Raw genomic sequence first — 24,963 nt, forward strand, 5'->3', positions numbered from 1 at the left:
ATTTTTTATTCCTTATGTATATGACCGCACAATGGGAAATGAGGACATCATCTGTTCAGAATGGATAAGGGAACGCGCCAAACACCCTTCCTTCGGAGAAGGGAAGGATTATGAAGATATGCAAAGGATGTGGAATGAATCCGCAACCACATACAGCGATTCCCAATACTCCGCAATCTCCGACGACATCGTATCCGCATTATTGTCAGAAGGGATCGTGAACAAGGATTCCACGATATTGGATATCGGATGCGGGACAGGTTCTTTCGCATTGCGTTTCTCACCGCATGTCTCAAAGGTGATCGGTTCTGACAGCAGTCCGAAGATGTTGGAGAGATTGATGGACAATGCATCTGAAAGAAACGTGAACAACATTGAACCATTGCTTTCGGATTGTCTTTCGATACCTTCAGATGTCGTATGTGATGTAGCATTCTCATCGCTGTGCCCGCCTATGAACGACCCGGAATCCCTTCTCTCGATGGAAGCCCATTCGAAGAGATATTGCATCTACGTCTCATCTGCCAATATAGGCAACGGGATCGAAGGAGAAGTATGGAAGGCACTAGGTTGCGATTACTCCTATTCGGGATACGACACCACATATCCATTTGAATATCTGAGATCCATAGGAAAGGATGCGAGATTGAGGTTCTTCACACAGCGCAATCAATCGATCATCCCGATAGAGGAATGCGTGAACAGATACCTCAGACTAGTTTCCAAATATCGTGGAATGAATGGCGACATGGAACATACGATAAGGGATGTCATCGCTTCACATGCGAAGGATGGCAATATCGACCTATCCCGCGAGATGAGGATGGGAATATTGATCTGGGAGGTGTGATGCTTTTACATTTACATCATTTGTAAAAGCTGATTTTTACAAAATTTCAAATCATTTTTACCCGATATCTCTCATTTATCTTTGATTTGTGCCTGAAATTCAATGATTTTTTCCGAGTTTCTTATTTTGTGTTTTACACATTTGTTTTGTAAAAGTAAAAATAAAACAAATGTTAAATATCACATCACTCGATATTGATATCGGTGTTAAAATGAACATAGCACACATGCTTAGAGTAAGAGGAAAACTTTCAGACGTAGCTGAATCGTTAGGGATATCGCGCCCATCCCTTTACAAATATATGCAATTATACGACAAAGGTACAACGGATCAGATTCCACCTGATGTCCTGAATTATTTCAATGATATCGCTTCAGATGAGACTAAACGTTTCGAACTGATGCGTATGACCAAATGTGAGGCAGAAAAGACAGATTGTGAATTATTACATCGTCGCGAAAAACTCGATGCATTGCTGAGTGAACGTAATATGATGATGAAGAAACTTTCATCGAATGAAGACATCGACCAAGATGTTGTTTCTAAGTTTAATGAGGCGATACGTGATATCGATTCGGCAATCAAAAGCAACAAGACCGCGATGGAGAAATTACTCAAAAAGAAAGAGGACCTCTACGCAGAGATGAACCAGAATCAGGAAGCTATGCATAAATTGGATCATGCAGAGGATTTGTCCGCATGTATCAAGACCAAATGCTTCCGCGAGGATGGAACGTTCATGATAGCCTATGATGATCCTGAATCCTGTGGAGAGGACCACGTACTTTCATTGATGGCCAAATTCGGTGAAGAATACAAGACCATAGGCACATACGATGCGGTGAAAGGCAAGAATTTCTTCATCATCAGTGATATTATCTACAGTCCTTATCTCTACTATTCTGTGAATAGGGTTATGATCGATGATGACGGGAACAGGATCATCGATGAGGATTATCGCTCGAAGATAAGTCAATTCAAGAGATGATATCGTGAGCATAATAACCAATAACAGAGAGAGCAGGGTCATGATATTCATCGACCTCAGGAACATCGTGTCCTCTGTGGCCATGACGCAGTCATTCCCATTCAAGACCGATTTCTATTCCTTGGCAAGACTCCTAGCCGGTCAGCGTAACGTCCTGGCGGCATACGTATTCGATGGTACGATGGGGGATGATGAGGATTCCGCCGCACGTACAAGGAAATTCCATGATTACCTCAGATACAACGGATTCCGTGTGGTGGAAAGGAATTCCGTCGAAGGAAGGGAACAGAAAGAAGTGGATGTCGCCATGGCATGCGAGATGGTCGTCCACGCACTGAAGGACAACTATGATGTGGCCATTGTGATAAGCGGGGACAGGGATTTCGTACCTGCGATACAGCATGTACAATCCGCTGGTAAGATCGTCGAAGTAGCTGCATTCAGGACATCAGCCTCAGAGGAATTGAGACGCACCGCAGATAAATACATCGAATTGGAGTCGTTACCGATACTGACCATGTTCAACAAGGTAGAAGATGTCACTAGGATCATCATCACCGACGAAGAGGAGGCTTCAGAATGAACCCGAATCAGAAGATGAGCTTCTATGATTTCATCATGGAGAACAACAAGAAATACGACATGGATGACGATGATTGGGGGCCATTCACCAACAGGAAATGTGCAGTGATAAGATTCGATTATGACAGCAAAGGGAATGTCTCTGGTGAATACAAAGGCATAACCGTCTACCGTGACAAGAGTTTCGAGAGAACTATTCTCCCTGGTGACACGTGGATCTGCTCACTGAAACCCAACCCTAATCTCAAATCCAATTTCTTTGCCAAACCGTTGGAAAGAGTGGATGCATCATTCGTATTCTCGCTTATGGAGGAACAGAGGGATGTGATCATAGACTCCATGTGGTCCGATCATAAGGAAGAGATGATGCCGATGCTCGAGGAGAAGTTCAAGGCTGTCATCGATGAGCGTGTGAAGGCCGCAGAGGAGAAGATCACCAAAGAGGATAAACGGATGATCGATGACCTCGAGGAGAAGAATGCACAACAAAGCATGGAATTAGCCGAGAATGAGAGGATCATCGAATCCATGCAGACTCAAATCAATACGTTGAAGGCTGAGAACGAGGAATTGAAGGACGAAAGCACACGGAATAAGAAGAAAGAGGCCAATAAGTCGGATAAGGTGACGGGCTTCATGGAGTATGCTCCTCCGAAGTATACGGTCATGAGAGTCGGTGCAGATTCCATACAATCGGACCTCTTCACAAAGCCGAGATATTTCGTACATTTGAGTCCGGATCAAAGGATCATGGTCATCCGTCCGTCTGATAAGGGGAATGTCATCTGTGTTGACAATACGATCGAATTGGCAGGATTGTCATTCATCTCGGATTTCGTTGAGGAAGGGGAGATGGTCTCACAATACGATCCGAAGGCCGGAGGCATCCAGATCAGGTTGAAATGATTCTCGATCGAGATGGTGGCCTTCGGGCCCCCTATCTCACACATTTTTTTGATATAGCGACGAGTCGATATAATTGAATGCATATCTCCATATCAGTGGTGTTGTAATGCCTTTAGAATCATTCTACGAGACCATGGTGATCGATATGCCCGAAGCGGGCGCTAATCTAGCTAAAGCTATCGAGCATTATGAGAAATACGGCCCGTACATCCCCAAGAATGTTCAAGGTACCACTGAAGACCCTGAAGTCTTGGATAGGATCATGGGCATAACGCACCAATGATGGATCGATGGCATTTGAATCACTGTTCATCCAGCATTTTATTTAGTAAATAACGCCCCCTATTTCATTTGAATTTGATTGTGATGATCCCACTGAATTCAAAGTATACATGACGATGATGAAGGATAATGTCTCTTTCCTGGAAATAGTGAGATCGAAGATCCAATCGCATATTGTATCCTATTCAGAAACATCATGAATTATCTGGAAGAACATTGAGCCGATGAAGACAGACATAAATTCACTGCTACAATGCATGGATGATTCATCTGGAGCTATCATAAATCACATGTGATCTGATCATCGTCTTCTCTGACCTTTGTAGCCCACCCTCCATCTATACAGAATGCTGCATACAATGGCAGGCTGTAAAGACCGTCCTCGTATCCGTAGTTCTTGGATGAGATCCTGATGGATGATCTAGGGGAATATCTTTTACGTAACTTATTCAAACTCTTAGAATCTGTACGATCCCCTGATTTCACCTCTATCGGAACCGCTTCTCCATCAGCGTCCTGTATGATGAAATCGACTTCGGTATTCTGATCGGGATTCCAATAATATGCTTTCAGATCGTTGGCTACGAGGGATTGCGCAATATAGTTCTCTGCCATGACCCCTCTAAATCTATCCTCTGCCGTGCCTGAGACCACACTCTTAAAAGGTATCTCGGCCTTGGAACAGAGCATCCCTACATCTGCCATGAATAGTCTGAATGAAGAAACATCAACGAATCCAGACAATGGGATTGTGGGTTCGGTCACCATATCTATGCGGTTGACCATTCTGGCAGCCACCAACCAATCCACGGAAGTAGAGTATTGGGAAGAACGCCCTCCTTTGATTATCTTGTTGTATTGGAATTTCAGATTGTCCTTCATCAGCTGAGACGTCATGCTATTCCATGTACGGAGTGTTCTTACAACGGCATCTGTGGAACCTGCATGCTTCAAGATATCACCGATCATGCTGTCGTTGAGTCCCTTTTGCATGATCATGACCGTGTTGGGGTCCTTCGTATCCACAAATGATGACACGACCTCAGGCATTCCTCCGACAGCGAGATATTCGCGATACATCTCCATTGCAGAATCGTGCAATGGCATCTCAGACATATCATTGAAATGCTCACGGATAGAATCGGAGAGTGTCTTCCTGCCTGTGGCCCATGCATATTCCTCAAGATCCATCGGATGCATTTGGATCTGTTTCACCATCCCGACAGGGAATGAACGTTTGGCGATGGTCCCATCACTCTGTTCAGAATCTCCTGTTATCAACCCTAAAAGACTTCCAGTCGTGATTATTGGCTGTTCCGGCATATCCTCTCTGAAATACTTCAAGGATGTTACAGCACGATTGCATTCCTGTATCTCATCGAAAATGATGAGCGTATCTTCATTTATCGTCTCCTGCGAATAGGCTGAAAGTTCCTTCAAAAGCACATAAGGGTCAAGATCCCCTTCGAATATCCTGTGGAGCTTGATTGACTCCTGGAAATTGAACAGGACGTAATGACTGTAGTTCTCTCTAGCGAACTGTATGGCAGAGTATGTCTTACCGACCTGTCTAGGGCCCATGATCATCAATGGTTTTCTGTCATCAGAATCCTTCCATTCCTTCATCAGGGCGCTTATCTTCCTCTGCATGAAGAGATGACGTCTTTAATGATATTTAATGTCATCCTAATACACTTTTTATTAATAAAAAATGTAATTAGAATACACTTTTTATAAATCAATTTAAACAAAATGGTCCCCGAGGGGACCTGAGATGTTTAGAAAGCATCCTTTATCGCCTGGAGCATATCATGGAATGTGGTCTCGGCAGGGACTATATCGGGTTTGAATCCAAGCGATTCCAACATCTCTGCTGTCGGTCTGCCGATCGCAGCGATACGAACTTGCTTGAGATACTTATCTCCCTGTTCCTTGCCGAAGTGTTCCTCCAGCCCTCCGATGAACGAACTGGCGGATTTTGGCGATGTGAATGCCATCGCATCGATACGAGCCTCCTTTATCGAGACATACATGTTGAGGATATCCGGACACATGCCGACCTCCTTCAATTTGTAAACAGCAACGGAGACAAGGTCCGCACCTGCTTCGATGAGACCATCCGAAAGTACATCGGAACCACTATCCGAGCGGATGACGACGACCCTCTTACCCAATACATCACCCTTCAACAGGTCAACAAGACCGTATGAAGAGTAATCATCAGGAATGGAATCCACTTTGAGTCCTACCGATTCCAACTTCTTGGTGGTAGCAGGGCCGATCGAGACCATGCGCATGCCATCGAACATACCTTTTAAGGAATCCCCGTAACGCTTCTGACATTGCTCCACAGCGGTCGCCGAACCGAAGATCACGATACATCCGGGGATAAGTGAGGAAGTGAGCTTATCGAACTCCTCATCATCCCCTGTGAAGATCTCCAATGACGGAGCCACCATGACAGTGAACCCCATATCTTCGGCCTCTTTGACCGAATCCTTGATCCTGTCCTTCGGTCTCGTAAACCCTATCACGGTCATGCCATGTCCCCCAGTATATCGCGCATTTTGGCAACCTCGCCTACGACGATTATTCCGGGAGGTTCGATGGAGTTATCCGCTATGGATAAAGCTAACTCGGAGACCTTTGTGACGACTACCTTCTGATCAGGCATGGATCCTTTGGATATGACTGCTGCAGGCATATCAGCGGACATGCCGCCTGCGATGAGTTCCTCGGATATGTGTTTAGCATTGCCCAATCCCATCATGATGACCAATGTCCCGTGACCGGAGACCAATGACCTCCAATCGATCCTATTAGTCTCACGATCGGCCTTCTCATGACCTGTTATGAATGTGACGAGCGATGCATAATCCCTGTGTGTCACAGGTATTCCTGCGAGTTCTGGCACTGATATGGATGATGACACTCCGGGGACCACATGTACCTCTGCCCCTGCCTTCCTGAGCTCCTCAGCTTCCTCAGCACCGCGACCGAACAGGAATGGATCCCCTCCTTTCAGACGCACGACGATCTTTCCCTCGGCAGCCTTCTCCACAAGCATCTGATTAGTCTGCCATTGACTGAGATGATGGTCCCTGGCCCTCTTCCCTGCGTCTATGAGCTCAGCATCCGGCCTGCATTCTTTGAGCAATTCCGGATTCGCCAATGCATCATACATCACCACATCCGCTGACCTTAGGAGTTCAAGCCCTTTGATCGTGAACAACCCCGGATCTCCTGGGCCGGCACCAACGAGGTAAACCTTTCCTGTCATATCGTATCCCTCTTTCCTGTAAGATATTCCGCGATATCGAGAAGATCATCGACCGTATGATCGATCGGGAGCATTTTCTCCACTCTCCTAGGTGTCTCCGAGTACCCATAGGACACGGCGACGATACGGACCTCTGATCTGATCACCTCCGCATGTATCCCCACAGGCGAGGAGCAACCCGCTCCCATCAATTTCATTATCCCTCTTTCCGCACTCACTGCGATACGTGTGGTGCGATCGTCCAATTTACGCACAGATGCTGTTGTGACATCATCGTCAGCCCTGCATTCAACAGCGATGACACCCTGTGCGGGCGCTGGAATGAATCTATCCTTGTCGAGGATCGCCATCGGCCTCTCTATGCCCATGCGATCGAGACCTGCCTTGGCCAAGATGATGGCGTCGAAATCCCCTTTATCCAATCTATCCAAACGCGTATGGATGTTACCTCTGAGCGATAGGATCTCCAAATCAGGACGGATCTCCTTGAGCATCTCCACTCTCCTTACGGACGACGTACCGACCCTTGCACCCTTGGGAAGATCCTCCAATGGACATGGGAGGATGACATCCTCGGGAGCGTCCCTCGGGAACATGGCCACTATCCTCAGATCCTTATCGACATCGATCGGTATATCCTTGAGCGAATTGACGGAACAATCTATGTCTCCTCTCAATATCGCATCATCGAGCTCACGAACGAAGGCCCCTGTAGCCGACATCTGATTGAGTGGCGACTTGAGATCGATATCCCCCAATGACTTCATACCGACGATCTCACATTCGGTACCTGGTTCGACCTCGGCCATCCTTTCGCAGAAAATCTCGGTCTGACGCATAGCGAGCTTACTCTCGCGCGTACCTATTCTCATCCACGCTTCACCTCGGAGAAGAATCCTTTGAACGCCTCCGACAACTTCGATACGGTTTCATCATCATGTGCTAACGACATGAAATCCACCTCCAACGCGGACGGCGGAAGATATACGCCATGTTCTAGCATGTATCTGAACATCCTGTCGAACATCATGCGATCGGCAGACTCCGCTTGAGTACCGTTAGTCACCTGTTCCGGGCCGAAATACACTGCGAACATGGATGCTAGCGTATTGACGCATCCCGAGATGCCGGAATCCTCCATGGATTCCCTTATCGATGAGACGAGTGTCTCTGTCCTCCTTTGGATCTTAGCATAATTATCATCAGAGCACATCAGATCTATCTGAGCGAGACCTGCTGCTGCGGATACGGGGTTACCTGCGAAAGTACCTGCGGCATACACTGGACCTTGAGGAGCGACATTGGACATTATCTCCTCCTTACCCATGAACGCACCACCGGCGAATCCTCCGCCGATGATCTTGGCCATGGTGGTCATATCCGGCGTTACACCGTAGAGCTTCTGAGCCCCTCCAGATGATGCCCTGAATCCCATGATGACCTCATCGAAGATCAATACGACATCATTCTCGGATGTGATCTTCCTCACTTCATCAAGATAACCTTTGGAAGGGATTACGAGGCCTACGTTACCGAGAACAGGTTCCATTATGACGCATGCTATGTCGTCCCTCTTCTCCAAAAGGTCCGACATAGCCTGTGCATCGTTGTACTCGACGACGTGCGTATGCTTAGCGATATCAGCAGGGACACCTTTGGATGAAGGGACTCCATCCGCAGATCCGCTTCCCGCCTTCACGAGGACGGAATCATGGGCTCCGTGGAAACCTCCGTTCATCTTCACGATCCCATCCTTTCCAGTGAAACCCCTTGCGGTGCGTATTGCATGCATTGTGGCCTCTGTCCCGGAGCAGGCCAATCTGACCATCTCCGCTGAAGGGACCTCGGAGTGTATCCTCTCGATCAACGCTAACTCCTGTTCGGAAGGTGCTCCGAAGACGGTTCCCCTTGAGAGTTGCTCGGATGCTGCTTTGATCACAATTGGATTCGCATGTCCTGCGATGAGCGGCCCGTATGCCATGCACAGGTCGATGTAGGTCTTACCATCGGCATCTGTTATGCGAGGGCCATTGGCCTCCTTTATGAACAGGGGGTATGGCTTGAAAGCCCTGACCGGACTGGAAACACCCCCTGGGGATAGTTTTGATGATTCTTTGTAGAGTTCTTGTGAGCGATCCATGTTATCACAACATCCTTGCGGCTTCCTCTGCGAAATATGTGATGATCATATCCGCTCCTGCACGCTTTATTCCGAGGAGGGATTCCATCATGACCCTCTCTCCATCTATCCATCCGTTCGCCGCAGCTGATTTTATCATCGCATATTCTCCAGACACCTGATAGGCTGCCAAGGGAAGGTCGAACCTATCCCTTGCCTCACGAATTATATCCAAGTACGGGCCTGCTGGTTTGACCATGATCATGTCTGCGCCTTCGGCGACATCCATCTCGATCTCACGCATAGCCTCGAGCCTGTTCCCGCACTGCATCTGATATCCAGCACGGTTACCCTTTCCTGGTGCGGATTCGGCCACATCTCTGAACGGACCATAATATGCACTGTAGAACTTCGCACTGTATGCCATTATAGGGACATTCTTGAATCCTGCATCGTCTAACGCCATCCTGATGGCAGCGATCTGCCCATCCATCATGCCGCTGGGAGCGATTATGTCGGCACCTGCCTCCGCCTGGGAGACAGCAGTCTTGCCGTAGAGTTCGATCGTATCATCATTGACGACGCATCCATCTGCATCCAGGACGCCACAGTGGCCGTGATCCGTGTACTCGCAAAGACATAGGTCAGCGATCACCATGAGGTCCGAATTCTCCTTCAGACCCTCGATAGCCTTCTGGACGACACCCTCCTTCTCATATGCACCAGAACCGACAGCATCCTTGTGGGTGGGGATACCGAACACCAGGACGGAATTCACTCCACTGTCCTGTATGCCTGATGCGATCGCATCATATCCTTTCAACGGATGCGTAGGGACACCAGGCATGGATGCCGTTGTCTTAGTCTCGGATATGTTCGCGTCAAAGAACATCGGAAGCACGAACTGGTCCGGATGAAGCCTCGTCTCAGCGACGAGGTTCCTCATTCTCTCACTCTGTCTGAGCCTTCTCAGGCGTACATCTGGGTATATCATCATTGTTCATCCCTCAATCCGAAGAGTTCCGCTGCGGCCTCGCAGATATCGGTACGACCGTCGCGGGATGCCTCCCTCATATTCTTGTAGAGTTCGGCGGTGAATTTGTTCAAAAGTGCCCTGGAAAGATCATCCAGGACTTCGGCCTTACAATCCTTCTTGGAACGGGCCATTGCTGTCTCCAGTTCATGTTCCCTTATCTCAGTAAGCTTTATGCTGAGCCTGCGGATCAAATCGTTAGCATACTGCTCCTTCTGCTCGTTCGCAAGACAGGCTAGCTCCTCTGCTATGATCTTCTCAGCTCTGGAGATCTCATTCTTCCTACGTTCGACATTCCTCATGGCGATCGTACGCAGGGAATCCATGCTATCGAACTCCACATTAGGGATATCCGTAACACTCGGATCCGTGTTCCTGGGAACGGATACATCTATGATCAAAAGTTTACGATCCGGGCGCATCGCCATTGCATTGGACACATGTTCGTATTTCAGCACATAGTGCGGGGCACCGGTCGCCACGAGGATTAGATCGGATTCGGCCACAGCCTCGGTGAGACGGGCCATGCTCACTGCCTGTCCCCCAAGTTCATCAGCCAACTCTATGGCACGACTGTATGTCCTGTTGGAAACGATCACCGTTCCCACATTCTTTCCGATCAGATTCTTGGATATGACGGAGGCTATATCTCCTGCCCCAAGTATCGTGATCACCTTGCCGAAGAGATCGCCTATACGTTCCTCGGCGAGTTCCACGGATGCGGAACCTACAGAAACCGCACCCTTGTTCAATGCGGTCTCCGAACGGACCCTCTTTCCGACAACCATGGCCTTATCGAAGAGCTTGGATAGCATTGGTCCAACGTGACCGCCCTCCTTCGCTTTCGCATATGATTCCCTCATCTGATGTTGAATCTGATCCTCGCCAACGATCAACGAATCCAATCCGCATACGACCCTGAAGAGATGACGTATGCAATCACGATCCTCCAGGACATACGCTATGTTGGAGGACGGGACAATGGTCTTTATCGTACTTTGGAAATATTCCGACACAGCACGGTTATCCCTGGTCGCAGCATACACCTCAAAACGGTTGCATGTCCTGATTATGACATACTCGGATATGCTACGGACCCCAGAGATACGTTTGCCGATCTCAGTCTCTAGAAGGGGTACGACGTCATTGAGTCCCTCCGTCCCTCCAGCAGAAGAATGGGTGACATGAAGACTTACTATCATTCGGGCATCCGCTCCATTGCGATTGAGAATGCTCCGTCACGGTCACCCTCTGATAGTCTTTTCCATATCCTGTCATCCGCCAAAACCCCTGCGAGGAACTCGGCCCTTGCCGGTTGAGTTGGAATGCGATCGCGTATGATTGCCCTCAGATCGACAAGAAGATCTAACATCGCATCATAGGATGCATCCAAGAACATATCTATCTTGGATATGACATAGGGCGGGAATGCAGGAACTCTGCCCTCGGATGATACTGTTACAGTGAATCCGTCGCGATGAAGCGTCGATGGGATGAGTACGTCCCCTCCGCCGTGTGCGGAATTTGTCATTATGCCCATTGACATCGCAGCATCCCTTATCGAATCGTTTAGTTCATGACTTGATGTTGCAGCAACGACGATATCCGCATCATCGACATATTCCTTGACCGTAATAGGATCAACGGCGACACGGATCACCTCATCCGCCAGCTCTTCCAACTCAGGAAGGACCTCAGGAGAAACGACCCTTGTCCTGAAACCGTCAAAATGACGACATTTCCTCAAAGCAACAGTCCCTCCACCGAAAACGACTACCAATCTATTCCCTGGAGACAGGAGGATGGGGGACATCTTGACAGGATTCATGCACATACTCTCTGAATCGTTCGTATGCCAAAAGCCTATGATAAAGTCTTGGTTTTCTCATCCAATCTTCATAATATGATAAGGGTGCATCGCCACAGGGTTTATCGATGGGGCGGATAGCTCATTCCAATAGCATCCCAGCACCCTTTGCGGGATCATTTCCATTCGGAAACGCCGATGCATAGGTTGGAAGAAATTGGGCGAAGACTGTCTTTCTGAGAATTCCGCATGAGATAATCGAGAGGGGTCGCAAGGAATCGAATGCGCACTCTCGGCATTCACGGACAATACAAGATTAGAGTCTGCAAAAAATATGAGGGCTGCTGAGAACATACGGGGGAAGCAACGACACCATCGGAAGCTACGTGAGATACATCCAGGACAATCGAATCTTCGACCTGGCGCATAACTTCGACTTCGCCCATTCGGTGTATCTGGAGTGCGAGGACATTCTGTTGAGGAGACACTCCACATTGTCGGATTTCGAATCCGTCATACCGTTCGCGGTATCGACAAAATAATTCGCAAGGAAGAGCAAGGACCTGGTGATGAGCGGACCTTTCGATGAGTCTGACAAGTACTTCTTCAGGAGACAGAAGGAAGGCCAGATGAAGCAGTCTAGCGAACCTTCCAGTTGAATAGAGTCGTTATTCAACAAGAAACAATTAAATCCATTCCGAATCATCCATCCCTTTTTCGTGACGAAGACCAAGGTATACCTAGACAACTGCAGTTTCACCCGTCCTTACGACGATCAGGACCAGACTCGCATTCATATGGAGACTCTTGCCAAATGGATGTTCAGAAGATGATCACATCGGGGGACGTCCTTCTTGCAGCCTCAGACTATCTGATCAACGAAAACAGCATGAAGAAGGACGAGGACATCAGGAGCCACATCTATGATTTCATCGTCAAGAATGTGGTCATCTTCGTCAGCGACAAAGATTCTAGGTTGGACCCTTTCATCAAAGAGGTCATGGATTCAGGGGTCAAGGATGTGGATTCGGCCCATGTTGCGGCCGCAATCGTCGCAGGATGCGACTACTTTATAACAACAGATGACCGTATACTCAAATACAGGACGGACAAAATCAAGATAGTGACGCCCATCCAGTTCCTGACGGAGAATGAGGTGAGATAATGTATACAGAATCAGAGTTGCGCATGATTGGAATGAAATGCCTTTCCGACCGTCTAGGTCCTGTAGATGCAGAGCGCTTCATAGTCTCCATGAACAGGAATGCCGGAGATTACACCCTGGCCAGAAGGGAGGTCTTCGACAACATGTCCATCGATGAGTTCAGGAAGTCCTCTAGGGAGTATATGGATTCCCATCCGCTTCCGCCCGAGACAGTCGCTTGCATCGAGGCATTCAGGGCTCAGAACGATCAGAGCTAATTGGTATTTAGGCCATCATTCTTCCTGTGTTTCGATTTGTAGATACAAAATGGCCACGACTCTCAATTCTGGCTTGCATGCTATGCTTTCAGCTCGTGTTTACCTTAGCCTAATTATCCATTTTGCAACCATAATTATCGATTTGTTCTCAGAACGTCTTTTTGAATTATTTGGGAGCATTACCGCAGGACGTTTGGTCAGAGATATCTGGACAGTGACGTCGACATCGAATCGGTGTCGGTATTGATGGAACATGCGAGCACCAAGACCACGGAGGGATTCTACAGCAGAAAGAGGCTCAACAAGGCCATAGACAACGCAAGGAACTTATGGTTGTCCAGCGGTGGACAGTGACACTGTCCATTTTTCGATGATCTGGGTAATGGTTAGTGGTGGACAAGGCGAGATTCGGACTCGCGGCCTCTTCGTTGCGAACGAAGCGATCTAACCAGGCTGATCTACTTGCCCATATGAATATGACTACATTCGCATATCCGATATAAACCTTGGGTCTCACAAAGGTCACAATCAAATACATACAAACACATCAAATCAACAAGTGATACAATGACGAAGATTGATGACAATATCAAGTCTGAATTCCAGAAAATGAAGATAATCTACTTAGCGACATCATCCAAATCTGGGATACCGAATGTCGTACCGATGGGTGCTATGTTCCTCCAAGATGATGAGAACCTTTGGATCGTCGACAATTTCATGAAGAAAACACTTTCGAACCTCAAAGAGAACCCGAAAGCATCATTCTGCGTTTGGACTCCCGAAGGCGATATGTCATGGCAGATCAAATGTGATGCCGTTGTTGAGAATGAGGGTGTCGATTATGAGAAGGCACGCGATATGATGCATCAAAAGAGACCTGACCTTCCAGCAAAGGGACTTGTCAAGCTCAAATTCAAAGAGATCTATCAGGTGAAGCCCGGACCAGGTGCCGGTGACCTTCTCGCCGATTGATCACTCATCATCGTCTGCAGGTCCTGTGATGGCCTGCAGACCACTCATTATCACGAAGATCGGCAACAATGCGAATGAAGCGGGATTCTTGTCGGTCATGACGTACACGCCGACGGTCATCAGAACACCGAGCAACACGCCGATGAACAATCCGGTCTTCAATCTCCTTTTCTTCGACTCTGAGAGCTTCAAATTCTCACCTTGAGTTTCTCTTCCACCTCAGCGACCATCTTATCGACGATCTCCTTGGCACCACCGGTATAATTGTTAGGGTCCATCGCTGATCTGATGTCCTCCTCGGACATCATGGTCTTGAGATCCTCCCTTTCAAGAAGAACATCCCTGAGCTGTCTTCCCTCATCTTCAGCGATCATGGATGAGGAACGAACGATCTCATGTGCATCTTGTCTTCCGACACCTTTCTCGGTCATCTTCATCATCAAAGATTCAGCCATGATCAATCCATGAGATGATTCGATGTTCTGGACCATCCTGTCCCTGTGGACCTCGAGTCCGCCGAAGACGATCTCCATCTTCTTGAACATCTCATCGAGCAATGTGAATGTATGCGGGAGGATGAACCTCTCTGCACTTGAATTCGAAAGATCCCTCTCATGCCAAAGGACCTGTGATTCGAACATCGGCGTGACCATGGACCTCACTATCCTTGCGAGACCACAGACGTTCTCGGACATCATCGGGTTGCGTTTCTGGGCCATGGTGGAGCTTCCGACCTGTTTCTTCCTATCGAACGGTTCCGCTGCCTCGGATATCTCCGACCTCTGGAGATTCCTGACCTCAGTCCCGTATCTTTCGAGTGATGTAGCGATATTCGCCAATAAACAGACCAATTCTGTGTATCTGTCCCTTCCCACGACCTGAGTTGCGGCAGGCTCGTATGTCAATCCGAGATCGGACATGACCGTTTCCTGTATCTTGAAGAAATTCTTGCCCAATGCGGCACCGGTACCGACAGCACCCGCCATCTTTCCAGCGCATGCCCTAGATTTCATCTGTTCCAATCTTTCCCTGTGCCTGAGCATCTCCGCCACATATCCGGCGATCTTGAATCCGAATGTGATAGGTATAGCGAACTGAGCATGTGTCCTTCCGACCTCTATCGTGTCACGTTCCTGCTTAGAAAGCTTCGCAAGTGTGATGATGAATGAGTCCACATCCTTTTGTATGAGCTCTATTGACGCCTTTATCTGCAACGCAGTGGCCGTATCCACGATGTCATTGGAGGTTGAACCGTAATGAACGAATTTACCTGCATCCCCCTTGCATTGTTCGGTCATCGCTTTGACCATGGCCATGACATCATGCCTTGTTTCGGACTCTATCTCCTTGACCCTCTCGATCTTCGTAACGGAGAGGTTAGCGACACGTGTGATCTCTTCCGCATCCTCTTTGGTTATCGTACCCAATGATGCGTGTGCTCTCGCCAACGCGGATTCGACATCCATCTGATATTGGAGACGGCTCTCCTCATACCAGATTTCCTTCATTTCCTTCCTGCCGTATCTATAGTCAAGTGGACAAAGGTTGCTCATACTATCGAGCAAGCCATCGCGTTATTTTATTTAAGGGGTATGTGGAGAATCCTAGCCTGTCATATTGAAAGCAAATGATTACGATTTGGAAAATAAATCATGCTGGCACAGTTAGAAGTGGATGAGAGATCATGTTTTCTCTGGAAAAGAACTCAACGTCAATGATGCTTATGCGCAATATTCATATTATTACCATACAGGAAAGCTTTATATCTCATACCCGTATGCGCTTTATTGAGTAGGCCGTGACTCTGACACGGTGCAAGCCCAGAACATATGAGTGATTTATTATGACAGATTTGGAGGAACAAATTCAACAGACTGATGGATCCGAGGAAGTCGTAGCAGAAACAGTTGAGACCCCTGTAGAAGAGGTTCAGCAGGACCCTGCTAATTTGGCAGAACTGGAAAAGAAGAGAAGTGCAATCAACGCTGACGCTGAGGAACACAAACGCCTCAGAGATGATCTGAACAAACAGACCAAAGAGTGGGTTGCAAAGAGAGATGCATTGAACGCACAGGTCCGTGAGCTTGTTGAAGAAGCAGGCAAACACAGGGAAGAGCGTGATTCACTTAACCAGAAGGTAAGGGAGTCAAAAGCTTTGAGGGATGAGGCGAACCAGAAGGTCTCAAAACTCACCGAAGAGTTCCATGCGATCAAGAAAGAGATGCCAGCACACGACAAGGACGCACCCTCGATCAAACAGCTGATGAAGGAATTCTCCGACCTTGAGAACAAGCAACAGACAGAGACCCTCAAGAAGAAAGAAGAAGAGGCAATCGTCAAGAGGCTTAGAGAGCTCGACCAGAAGATCACAGAGATTAAGAAGACGCAGGACCAGTCTGGCGACCTTCACGAGAAATACAGCGAACTCAAGGAAGCAAAATCTGAAGCAGAGAAATGTCACAAACTCGTTTCCGAGTATGCAGAGAAAGCCCAGGAAGAGCACGATAAGATGATCGCACTCTACGAGCAGGCAGACACACTCAGGAAACAGGCAGATGAGGCTCAGGCTAAATTCATCGAGTGCAAGAAAGCAGCAGATGAAGAGCACAAGAAGCACATCGAGCAGATCAAGACGTTCCACGAGACAGACGGTGCAGTCGCAGCCATCAAGAACAAGCAGAAGTCCGTTCGTAAGAAGAAGACCGATGCAGAGTCCAAGAAGGCAGCTGATGACATCTTCGCTAGATTCAAGAATGGTGAGAAGCTCAGCACCGAGGACCTTATGGCCCTTCAGAAATCAGGATACCTCTGATCTCGAATCATTTACCCACGGGAGACCGTGGGTAAATAAACGATTTTGTCACAAAATTCAATATTTTTCACTAATTTTCGCACAAGTTTTATATACGCCCGAGAGTAATGTGGAATTGTGGGAAAAAGGTTAGCTTTGTAGAGTGCATCCCATCCCTTCTGACTGGCTAACCTTTTCCTATGAACTTCTGTTCTTTTGGACTTAAAAATTGATTCAAAAGTAATAATCTTTATAATAAATAAGACAGTCAAGGTTACCAATGGTCTTAGATGGATTGGGAAAATCTCTCAGAGGTGCAATTAACCGTATCACAGGTGCTACCTCTATCGATGAGGCGCTCATCAAGGATGTTGTAAAAGATCTTCAGCGTGCATTACTCCAAGCGGATGTCAACGTCCAACTCGTATTGGAACTCACGAAGAAGATCGAGAAGAGAGCACTCGAAGAGAAACCAGCCACCAACAGGACACCTAAGGACCATGTCATCAACATCATCTACGAGGAGCTTGTCAATCTCGTCGATAACGGCGAAGGACTCAAGATCGCACCTCAGACCATAATGATGGTCGGTCTCTACGGTCAAGGTAAGACCACCACGACAGGCAAACTCGCCAACATATTCAATAAGAAAGGTTTCACAGTCGGACTTATCGGTGCCGATGTCTACAGGCCTGCCGCATTGGATCAGCTCAAACAATTGGGAGAGAAGATCGGCGTAGAGGTATACGGAGAACCTGGAGAAAGTGACGCTGCAAAGATCGTGAAGAACGGTATGGCCAAATTCAAAGAGAAGAAGGTCATCATCATCGATACGTCGGGACGTCACGCTCTAGAGGATGATCTCATCCAAGAGCTCAAGGACATCTCTGCTGTCGCAAAACCCGATGAGAGGTTCCTCGTTCTCGATTCGCAGGTAGGACAACAGGCTGGACCTCAGGCAGATGCATTCCATAATGCAGTAGGCGTCACAGGCGTCATACTCACCAAGATGGATGGTACCGCGAAAGGAGGAGGTGCGTTAAGTGCAGTATCGAAGACACATGCTAGGATCGTTTGTCTCGGTACAGGAGAGCACATCCGTGACCTTGAGCCGTTCAACGCCAACAAATTCATCTCCCGTCTATTGGGAATGGGCGACATAACCGCTTTGATCGATATCGCAAAGACAGAGATCGGAGAAGATCAGGATGTGATGGATGCCGGAAAGAACATCATGTCCGGTAAATTCACACTCAACGACATGTATCAACAACTGAAGGCTATGAGCAAGATGGGGCCTTTGCAGAAGGTCATGTCACTCATCCCCGGTATGTCCAAGTTCGAAGACAAGATGGATTATGAGGCCACACAGGCGAAACTCCAGAAGTACAGATACATCATGGACTCCATGACCAATGATGAGAAAGAGGATCCTTCGATGATCAAGGCATCCCGCGTACAAAGGATAGCCAAGGGATCAGGAACATCCATCCAGGATGTCAGAGAGCTTCTGAAACAATATAACACATCGAAGAAGGCCATCAAAGGTGTCATGAGCAACCGTAAGATGAGAAAACAGATGATGAAACAGATGGGCATGTCCGATCTCTCAGAGCTCGAGAACGAACTCAGCGAGGAATGAACGTGAACAGATTCATCGTTCTCGGACACCGTGCATACACAACAGGCGATTTCAAACTGGATGATATCTGTGGCGGAGCCGGAAGATTAGATATCCTTGTAAGGTGCGTCAACTCCGCATTCTTCCTCAGCCACGACCTGAGAAAGGATTCAGAGATCTACCTCGTGCTTGAAGGCGGAACGGATGCGCCCAAGACTGTAAGATTCTATGGGCCTGATATGAAATACCTCAATCCCGATGAGAGGAGCACAGCGTCACTCATAAGGAATGCACTTCTCAAGAAACTCGACGGTAAGAATGAGATAAGGTCATCACCAGGAGTATACATATCAAGAAGGTCATTCGAAGATGTCATGAAGGACCTCTCAGACAAATGTAGATTCATCTACCTCAGAGAGGATGGCGAGGATGTCAGGGAATACGAATTCCCTGAGGAACCATGTTACATTCTCGGAGATGACAGGGACCCCACCAAAGAGGAGGAGAGGATCATGTCGGAATATCCATATGATAAGATCAACCTCGGACCTGTAAGCTATCATGCGAACCACTGCATGACCATCGTTCTTAATGAGATGGATCGCAGAGTGACAAGAATGGAGGGATGAATATGGCAGAACCTACCGAGAGGATACCCCAGCACAAACACTGCATCTATTGTGGCAAGGCATTCATCGACGGCAATGGAAGGTATTGCTCCGATAAATGCAAGGACACTAAAAGAGAAGAGCTCACCAAGAGTAAGAACAAACTTCTGCTGATATGGTTGGCCGCAGTAGGTGTCATGGTCATTGCCATAGTCATCGGAAGATTATGATCGTCGCAGTAGCAGGAACGTTCAATGTCCTTCACGAAGGACACATAGCATTGCTCAAGAGGGCATTCTCTCTTTCCAAAGATGTGTGCATAGGGATAACATCCGACAGGATGGCATCGGAGACACGCACAAGGGTCAATCCATATTACATAAGAGAGAAGGCCGTCAGGGAATATCTCAAAGCAAATAATAAGGAAGCGGACATCTTCTGTATCGACGACATGTACGGCCCGGAGGACATCATGGCCGATGTCGACGTACTAGTGGTATCCGATGAGAGCTTGAAGAATGGGAAGAAGGTCATCGAATGGAGATCCACCTTCTCCGATGAACCTTTGAAACTCTCAGTCGTAAGATCGATCGAGAAGGATGATGGCAGCAAGATATCATCATCCGATATCATGAATGGTGTCTGTTCACGTGATGGTTCCATGGATGCGATCGATATCGCGGTCGGTTCCCTGAATCCTGTCAAGGTCGAGGCTGTAAGGATTGTCATGGAGAAGATCTACGGCAGCGTAAGGATCTTCCCTGTCGATTCGAAGAGTGGCGTATCCGAACAACCGTTCGAAGATGAGACTGTAAAAGGTGCTATCAACAGGGCCAAAGATGCTCTCGGCAATCACAAGATGGCTGTGGGGATCGAAGCAGGCGTCTTTGAGAGATATGATGGGTTATATGATATTCAACACTGTGCTATCATCGATGACACCGGGAAGATAACGATCGGCATGGGTTCAGGATTCAGATATCCCGATAAGATCGCAGAACTCGTCCGCAACGGGAAGACCGTTGGCGAAGCCATGGGTGCGACATATGCAGAGAATGATATCGGCAGAGAGCAAGGTGCGATCGGCATATTGAGCAAAGGTCTCCTTGACAGAAGAGAGCTGACAGAACAATCAGTGCTCAACGCCATGCTTCCCAGGATATGGGATGAATGATGTCTGACAGATGCAGTGGCGGAAACTGTTCCTCAGGCAGTTGTTCCGGTGGGAGCTGTCAATCCGATGACGATAGATTGCCACCAGGTATGTTGTCGAGATATGACCTGAATCAGGATACAGGATTAGGTTCATTGATCTGGGCAGAGACCGTCGATTCGAAGATAGATGATGCTGTCATAAAACTGATAGGGAAACTCAGGTCGATATCCAACGACAGGATATTCGCCATGATCACCGGACCTGCTGATATCAAACCTTTGTATAATGTGTTGTTCTCATACGGAGTAGATACAATCTACCACATAAGATCCAAGGATCTGGAGGATTATGATCCAAAACTCTATGCAGATGCACTCTCCGACATAGCGACGAGGATCAATCCTATGTGCATCATATTATCTGCGACAGAAAAAGGGAACGAGGTTGCAAAACTGACCGGTTCGATATTGAAGAAAGATGTCGAACTCGATTGCAGTGATATCTCAATCGTCAATGATATCCTGTCTGTGGAAGGATCCAACAGCGGAAACATACCAATGTTCAAGAGATATGGCAGATTTCCCATCATAGCTACCGTTAAGGCATCATCCTTTGACATGCCTGAAAGGAACGATGACAGGAAAGGTACTGTTATAAGCAGACCTTTCACTGCATCAAGGACTTGACCGTAGAATAGACCGTATCGGCATGTCCATCCACTTTGACCTTATACCAACAGGCCTCTACTTTACCGTCCTTGCCGATGATGAATGTGGAACGGATGGTACCTTCCACCTCTTTCCCATACATCATCTTCTTACCCCATGCACCGACCTGTTCCATCAGAGTATGGTCTGAATCAGATAGCAATTTGAATTTGAGATCGTTCTTGGCGATGAATTTACGGTGAGATTCCGGACTATCCTTGCTGATACCGATAACAGGTACATTCCTTATCATCAGTTTTGTATAAACCTCATTGAATGTCTGAGCCTCTTTCGTACATCCTGATGTGTTATCCTTCGGATAGAAGTACACAATATACCTTATCCCTTCCAGGTATTTCGAATCGAATATCTCCCCATTCTCATCGGGAAGGATGAAGTGTGGGAAGGAATCGCCCACATCCAACATCAGAACAACCCTCCGCCCAATCTCTCTATGAACGGCTGAAGATCGAGTTCGAACATCATCACAGGATGATTGATATCGAAATCTATGACGACCTGAGGAGATACCTCTCCGAAGTATCCTACCGAACTTCCGTCGATTATCACCTCTGCACCTCTTCCATCTATGAATACATCATATTCCGATGCTTTCAACTCATAATCAACACCGATCTCTCTCAATACAGACTCTGAATACGATTTGATCTCGGTGAACGAGACCTTAGAATTCATCTCTGCAAGACAAAGATTACGCTGTTTGACAGCATCGACGATGACATCGCTTATTTCGAAGATCCTCTGTGGAAGATCGCGACGCTTGTTACGCCTGAACAATCTCATGAGGCTTGGGAACAATGAATGCCTGAGGCATGTGTGGTCCTCGGTGATCGGATTCATGACAGTAACGACATCCTGTTCAGGAAGACCTGCATTGGTGAACTCATCCTTCTCGTTGCTCAATGTGAGTGTTACGACCTCGGTGAATCCCAATCCGATGATCACATCACGGAGCCTCTCTGAGAACGCAGTAACATCCGACAACTTACCTGCGGTCTGCGTGACCATGTGTGATGATTGTCCGTATCTCTCGAATCCATATCCCGTGGCGACATCCTCATAGAGATCGACAGTGTGCATTATGTCCATCCTTGTGGACGGCACCTCAACATGCACGATATCATCATCGATGAGAGCATCGAGCCCCATCTTGTTCAATGAATGCACCATATCCTCGTCCGAAAGCGGTATTCCGAGGAATTTGTTACAATCTGATTTGGAGAACTTCCAACTTGACGATGAGAGATCAGGCGATACGAATTCCTTGCCGTCATCATGCATGTTGACGGATACGATCCTTCCGCCACGCTCCGCCATCGCAGTGGAAATTATATTCAATGCACCCTCGACCGTCTTCAGATCGTTGCCTGTGACGTCTATGAAGAGATTCCTTGTCTCCGTTGTCACGGTCGTAAGCGCACCGTTGATTATAGGAGGGAACGAGAGTACGTTACCTTTAGCATCCAGGATTATCGGGTACTTGTCATATCCCTTCAGAAGATGTGCGTATGCGACACCTTTCTCATGTTTCTGGAGTATTTCATCGAGATCCCACTCCTCCTCTTTGGCAAGAGGTACGAATTTTATCTCATGAGGGTCGATCGCTTTGTAAGTGAAGGGCGGTTCGACCTTGTCAAGATCATGTATGCCTATGGCGATCTTCGATCTCTTCCTTCCGATCGTGATATGCAGTTTCTCTTGCATCTCCATGATCGATTTGAGGAGTGTGTCATCGACCTCCACTCCGAGGACGACCGCACAGCGGAAGTATGGCCTGACATCCTTCACACTGTCATCGACGAACACGTCTATGTCGCTGTCATCGACATCATACTCTGTCATACCCGGTTCGATATCGAGGAATGCCCTCATGCCCCTTGCAAGACCCTCCACCGAATAGAGGTCCGGCCTATCTGGGAAGAATTCAACGGACATCTCGTCCACCTCACCCTCTGTATCGTGCATATCCGCACCGATCATGGGTATCCTCTCAAGGAGCGTCTTTCTCGGTACTTCCTCACCGAGCATCGAACATAGGTCGTGATAATCGAAGTTGATTACAGGCATACGTGCGCGTATGCGTGCGCGATATAAATATTATCGATTGGAATCTGACGATGGTTCAATGACCGAGTTGCTTATGTGCCTCTGCCAATTGACCTGCTGCCTGTGCACCCAATGTGGATAGCTCTCCAGCAAGAACAGTAACTGCGACGATCTCTCCGAATTTCCTTGCCTTCTCATCGCCAAGACAGCCTATCATCCTGAGGGCGGCCTGTTGTGACGGCAACCTAGTGCCTCCACCAACTGTACCAATCTCCACCGCAGGCAACCTTACAGCGATGTATAGATCACCATCGACATCCTCGCATGTGGTCATACAAAGACTTCCCTCGACGACATGTGCTGGATCCTGACCTGTAGCTATGTACAATGCGGCCACCATATTGGCGGCATGGGCGTTGAATCCCATCGAACCTGCCATCGCACTTCCCACGAGATTCTTCCTAGTATTGAGTTCGACTATGGCCTGTGTCGTCGAATGCAGCTTCTTCTCAACGATATCCTTCGGGACCCTGCATTCGGCTATCACGTGCTTACCGCGTCCGCGGATGAGATTGATCGATGCAGGTTTCTTATCGGTGCACATATTGCCTGAAACGGAAACGGTGACAGCGCCTGTCTCCTTGGATATGAGTCTGCATATGGCCTCGGATGCTATCGTCGCCATGTTCATCCCCATGGCATCGCCTGTGCGGAACGATATCCTCAGATGGAGATTCCTTCCGTTGGGGAATGCCTCTATATCCATCAACTGACCATGATTCGTAGTGGATGATACGACCTCGTCTATCTCCTTCGTGTGCTTGGATATCCATTCGATCACTTTCACGGAATGGTCTATCCCGTCCACGCGGAGGATCGGTGCCCTTGTCATCGCATCCTCGAATACTCTTACGCGTGAACCACCTGAAGCGGTTATGACCGACATACCTCTGGATACAGAAGCCACCAATGCCCCTTCCGTCGTTGCAAGCGGGATGATGAACGAACCTTGTGCCAGATCACCATTGATCTGTACAGGTCCGGCGAATCCGAGAGGGATCTGCGTCACACCGATCATATTCTCGATGTTCTTGGATGCGATAGAAGGATCGAATGTATAATCAGTCAATTCTGTCAATCTTTCGCCTGTGAGTTCCTCAACGGCTTTGAATCTCTCATCGACATCCTTGCGTTCGTATCCTCTATTCTTCAATCCATCCTGCACGGCCATGGCCTCACCATCACATTCTGCGTATTAAATTCTCGTACGACGACAACACGCACATGAGTGCGAAACCGAAGAACGTACCTGTCAATATCCTAGATATGGCTACATCCACACCCATGGTATGCTGTATGGCCCAATCGATCATCAATATGATGAATGCATATGATATCATCAGTATAGATTTCCTGAATCCTATCATTTTGGAGAACTCGGTGTATGAGAACACCAATCCTGCGACGATTCCGATGAGAACTGATACATCTCTTATGCAGAATGCCATCTGAGATCCGTTCAGGATGAAGGATCTTGACATGATCTGTGGGCAGAATATGTCGCCAAAAAAATATGTGATCATTGTGAGCGGATCGCTGTTCAACCATAATTCTGGATGATCTATTGCCCCTACCGTGCCATCCAATGAGGTAAAACGACCATATAGATTGATGAATGGTGTAATTATGAGCAACATCAATGCTAATGTCGCCAAAATCAATAGTATCTCTCTCCATTGTAACCGCATGATAGGAACCCGACGATAGAT

The 24,963-nt window shown here is 47.7% G+C and carries 29 protein-coding genes and 1 tRNA gene; 14 read left to right on the forward strand and 16 right to left on the reverse strand.

Annotated features, from left to right (window positions below; translation table 11 throughout):
* Positions 1 to 31 precede the first annotated feature (31 nt).
* The 5 genes from ACI2NF_RS05870 to ACI2NF_RS05890 all read left to right on the forward strand — a co-directional run bounded on the left by ACI2NF_RS05870 (position 32) and on the right by ACI2NF_RS05890 (position 3,609).
* The gene (locus ACI2NF_RS05870) at positions 32 to 850 is read left to right on the forward strand and encodes a class I SAM-dependent methyltransferase (RefSeq protein ID WP_400152242.1); all 819 of its coding nucleotides are present in this window, start codon (positions 32 to 34) and stop codon (positions 848 to 850) included.
* 211 nt (positions 851 to 1,061) lie between these two features.
* A complete protein-coding gene (locus ACI2NF_RS05875) occupies positions 1,062 to 1,838 on the forward strand; it encodes a hypothetical protein (RefSeq protein ID WP_400153303.1) in 777 nt (258 codons plus the stop codon).
* A gap of 4 nt (positions 1,839 to 1,842) precedes the next feature.
* Complete coding sequence (locus ACI2NF_RS05880; RefSeq protein WP_177971146.1) at positions 1,843 to 2,421, forward strand: LabA-like NYN domain-containing protein; 579 nt, start codon at positions 1,843 to 1,845, stop codon at positions 2,419 to 2,421.
* On the forward strand, positions 2,418 to 3,326 hold the full coding sequence (locus ACI2NF_RS05885) for a hypothetical protein (protein ID WP_400153302.1): 909 nt from the start codon (positions 2,418 to 2,420) through the stop codon (positions 3,324 to 3,326). The genes ACI2NF_RS05880 and ACI2NF_RS05885 overlap by 4 nt, the downstream gene beginning before the upstream one ends.
* Positions 3,327 to 3,432: 106 nt before the next feature.
* Positions 3,433 to 3,609 carry a hypothetical protein gene (locus ACI2NF_RS05890; protein WP_400149800.1) on the forward strand — a complete coding sequence of 59 codons (177 nt, stop codon included), beginning with the start codon at positions 3,433 to 3,435 and terminating at the stop codon, positions 3,607 to 3,609.
* A gap of 278 nt (positions 3,610 to 3,887) precedes the next feature.
* Here the strand turns inward: ACI2NF_RS05890 and ACI2NF_RS05895 are convergent, their stop codons facing one another.
* The 9 genes from ACI2NF_RS05895 to ACI2NF_RS05935 form a co-directional block, all read right to left on the reverse strand.
* Positions 3,888 to 5,258 carry an ATP-binding protein gene (locus ACI2NF_RS05895; RefSeq protein ID WP_400211218.1) on the reverse strand — a complete coding sequence of 457 codons (1,371 nt, stop codon included), beginning with the start codon at positions 5,256 to 5,258 and terminating at the stop codon, positions 3,888 to 3,890.
* A gap of 128 nt (positions 5,259 to 5,386) precedes the next feature.
* A complete protein-coding gene (locus tag ACI2NF_RS05900; RefSeq protein ID WP_400209938.1) occupies positions 5,387 to 6,148 on the reverse strand; it encodes a uroporphyrinogen-III synthase in 762 nt (253 codons plus the stop codon).
* On the reverse strand, positions 6,145 to 6,888 hold the full coding sequence (gene cobA, locus ACI2NF_RS05905; protein ID WP_400211219.1) for a uroporphyrinogen-III C-methyltransferase: 744 nt from the start codon (positions 6,886 to 6,888) through the stop codon (positions 6,145 to 6,147). Before cobA ends, ACI2NF_RS05900 begins: the two co-directional genes overlap by 4 nt.
* The gene (gene hemC / locus ACI2NF_RS05910; protein ID WP_400146145.1) at positions 6,885 to 7,760 is read right to left on the reverse strand and encodes a hydroxymethylbilane synthase; all 876 of its coding nucleotides are present in this window, start codon (positions 7,758 to 7,760) and stop codon (positions 6,885 to 6,887) included. The genes cobA and hemC overlap by 4 nt, the downstream gene beginning before the upstream one ends.
* On the reverse strand, positions 7,757 to 9,028 hold the full coding sequence (locus ACI2NF_RS05915; RefSeq protein WP_177971158.1) for a glutamate-1-semialdehyde 2,1-aminomutase: 1,272 nt from the start codon (positions 9,026 to 9,028) through the stop codon (positions 7,757 to 7,759). The genes hemC and ACI2NF_RS05915 overlap by 4 nt, the downstream gene beginning before the upstream one ends.
* A 4-nt stretch (positions 9,029 to 9,032) precedes the next feature.
* On the reverse strand, positions 9,033 to 10,001 hold the full coding sequence (gene hemB / locus ACI2NF_RS05920; protein ID WP_400146153.1) for a porphobilinogen synthase: 969 nt from the start codon (positions 9,999 to 10,001) through the stop codon (positions 9,033 to 9,035).
* Entirely contained in the window at positions 10,001 to 11,242 is a 1,242-nt protein-coding gene (hemA, locus tag ACI2NF_RS05925; RefSeq protein ID WP_400146142.1) for a glutamyl-tRNA reductase, read from the reverse strand. The genes hemB and hemA overlap by 1 nt, the downstream gene beginning before the upstream one ends.
* A complete protein-coding gene (locus tag ACI2NF_RS05930) occupies positions 11,239 to 11,874 on the reverse strand; it encodes a bifunctional precorrin-2 dehydrogenase/sirohydrochlorin ferrochelatase (protein WP_400211220.1) in 636 nt (211 codons plus the stop codon). The genes hemA and ACI2NF_RS05930 overlap by 4 nt, the downstream gene beginning before the upstream one ends.
* A 355-nt stretch (positions 11,875 to 12,229) precedes the next feature.
* Positions 12,230 to 12,445, reverse strand: coding sequence for a hypothetical protein (locus ACI2NF_RS05935; protein WP_400204793.1), 216 nt, complete (start codon positions 12,443 to 12,445; stop codon positions 12,230 to 12,232).
* Positions 12,446 to 12,661: 216 nt separating this feature from the next.
* Here ACI2NF_RS05935 and ACI2NF_RS05940 point away from each other — a divergent pair, with 216 nt between their 5' ends.
* Both ACI2NF_RS05940 and ACI2NF_RS05945 read left to right on the forward strand, forming a co-directional pair.
* Positions 12,662 to 13,012: a hypothetical protein gene (locus ACI2NF_RS05940; RefSeq protein ID WP_400146138.1), complete on the forward strand. Its 351-nt coding sequence runs from the start codon at positions 12,662 to 12,664 to the stop codon at positions 13,010 to 13,012.
* Positions 13,012 to 13,269, forward strand: a complete 258-nt coding sequence (locus tag ACI2NF_RS05945; protein ID WP_400146136.1) for a hypothetical protein — start codon at positions 13,012 to 13,014, stop codon at positions 13,267 to 13,269. The genes ACI2NF_RS05940 and ACI2NF_RS05945 overlap by 1 nt, the downstream gene beginning before the upstream one ends.
* Before the next feature lie 390 nt (positions 13,270 to 13,659).
* Here ACI2NF_RS05945 and ACI2NF_RS05950 read toward each other — a convergent pair.
* A tRNA-Ala gene (locus ACI2NF_RS05950) sits at positions 13,660 to 13,737 on the reverse strand.
* Positions 13,738 to 13,836: 99 nt separating this feature from the next.
* Between ACI2NF_RS05950 and ACI2NF_RS05955 the strand changes: the two genes are divergently transcribed.
* Positions 13,837 to 14,244, forward strand: coding sequence for a pyridoxamine 5'-phosphate oxidase family protein (locus ACI2NF_RS05955; protein ID WP_400146134.1), 408 nt, complete (start codon positions 13,837 to 13,839; stop codon positions 14,242 to 14,244).
* On the opposite strand, the gene ACI2NF_RS05960 is transcribed toward ACI2NF_RS05955, so the two are convergent.
* Positions 14,245 to 14,436, reverse strand: coding sequence for a hypothetical protein (locus tag ACI2NF_RS05960; RefSeq protein WP_400146132.1), 192 nt, complete (start codon positions 14,434 to 14,436; stop codon positions 14,245 to 14,247).
* On the reverse strand, positions 14,433 to 15,797 hold the full coding sequence (gene purB, locus ACI2NF_RS05965) for an adenylosuccinate lyase (protein WP_400146130.1): 1,365 nt from the start codon (positions 15,795 to 15,797) through the stop codon (positions 14,433 to 14,435). The genes ACI2NF_RS05960 and purB overlap by 4 nt, the downstream gene beginning before the upstream one ends.
* A gap of 290 nt (positions 15,798 to 16,087) precedes the next feature.
* Between purB and ACI2NF_RS05970 the strand changes: the two genes are divergently transcribed.
* The 6 genes from ACI2NF_RS05970 (at position 16,088) to ACI2NF_RS05995 (ending at position 21,106) form a co-directional block, all read left to right on the forward strand.
* Positions 16,088 to 17,056, forward strand: coding sequence for a coiled-coil protein (locus ACI2NF_RS05970; protein ID WP_400146128.1), 969 nt, complete (start codon positions 16,088 to 16,090; stop codon positions 17,054 to 17,056).
* A gap of 259 nt (positions 17,057 to 17,315) precedes the next feature.
* Entirely contained in the window at positions 17,316 to 18,677 is a 1,362-nt protein-coding gene (locus ACI2NF_RS05975) for a signal recognition particle protein Srp54 (RefSeq protein WP_400211221.1), read from the forward strand.
* Between the two features lie 2 nt (positions 18,678 to 18,679).
* On the forward strand, positions 18,680 to 19,285 hold the full coding sequence (gene trmY, locus ACI2NF_RS05980; RefSeq protein ID WP_400146125.1) for a tRNA (pseudouridine(54)-N(1))-methyltransferase TrmY: 606 nt from the start codon (positions 18,680 to 18,682) through the stop codon (positions 19,283 to 19,285).
* 2 nt (positions 19,286 to 19,287) lie between these two features.
* On the forward strand, positions 19,288 to 19,494 hold the full coding sequence (locus ACI2NF_RS05985; RefSeq protein ID WP_400211222.1) for a DUF2116 family Zn-ribbon domain-containing protein: 207 nt from the start codon (positions 19,288 to 19,290) through the stop codon (positions 19,492 to 19,494).
* Positions 19,491 to 20,438 carry an inosine/xanthosine triphosphatase gene (gene yjjX / locus ACI2NF_RS05990; protein ID WP_400146121.1) on the forward strand — a complete coding sequence of 316 codons (948 nt, stop codon included), beginning with the start codon at positions 19,491 to 19,493 and terminating at the stop codon, positions 20,436 to 20,438. Before ACI2NF_RS05985 ends, yjjX begins: the two co-directional genes overlap by 4 nt.
* Positions 20,438 to 21,106, forward strand: a complete 669-nt coding sequence (locus ACI2NF_RS05995; protein WP_400146119.1) for a hypothetical protein — start codon at positions 20,438 to 20,440, stop codon at positions 21,104 to 21,106. Before yjjX ends, ACI2NF_RS05995 begins: the two co-directional genes overlap by 1 nt.
* Here ACI2NF_RS05995 and ACI2NF_RS06000 read toward each other — a convergent pair.
* From ACI2NF_RS06000 to ACI2NF_RS06015, 4 genes are read right to left on the reverse strand one after another with little or no spacing between them, the layout of a single operon-like run.
* Positions 21,087 to 21,554 (reverse strand): peroxiredoxin, encoded by a 468-nt coding sequence (locus tag ACI2NF_RS06000; protein ID WP_400149856.1) that lies wholly within the window; start codon positions 21,552 to 21,554, stop codon positions 21,087 to 21,089. The genes ACI2NF_RS05995 and ACI2NF_RS06000 overlap by 20 nt on opposite strands.
* Positions 21,554 to 23,215 (reverse strand): phenylalanine--tRNA ligase subunit beta, encoded by a 1,662-nt coding sequence (gene pheT, locus ACI2NF_RS06005; RefSeq protein WP_400211223.1) that lies wholly within the window; start codon positions 23,213 to 23,215, stop codon positions 21,554 to 21,556. The genes ACI2NF_RS06000 and pheT overlap by 1 nt, the downstream gene beginning before the upstream one ends.
* A 55-nt stretch (positions 23,216 to 23,270) precedes the next feature.
* A complete protein-coding gene (gene hmgA / locus ACI2NF_RS06010; RefSeq protein ID WP_400211224.1) occupies positions 23,271 to 24,425 on the reverse strand; it encodes a hydroxymethylglutaryl-CoA reductase (NADPH) in 1,155 nt (384 codons plus the stop codon).
* A 10-nt stretch (positions 24,426 to 24,435) separates the two neighbouring features.
* Positions 24,436 to 24,942: a DUF2085 domain-containing protein gene (locus tag ACI2NF_RS06015; RefSeq protein ID WP_400201928.1), complete on the reverse strand. Its 507-nt coding sequence runs from the start codon at positions 24,940 to 24,942 to the stop codon at positions 24,436 to 24,438.
* Positions 24,943 to 24,963 lie beyond the last annotated feature (21 nt).

It is taken from the genome of Candidatus Methanarcanum hacksteinii (assembly GCF_964305265.1).
Classification (GTDB): domain Archaea; phylum Thermoplasmatota; class Thermoplasmata; order Methanomassiliicoccales; family Methanomethylophilaceae; genus Methanarcanum; species Methanarcanum hacksteinii.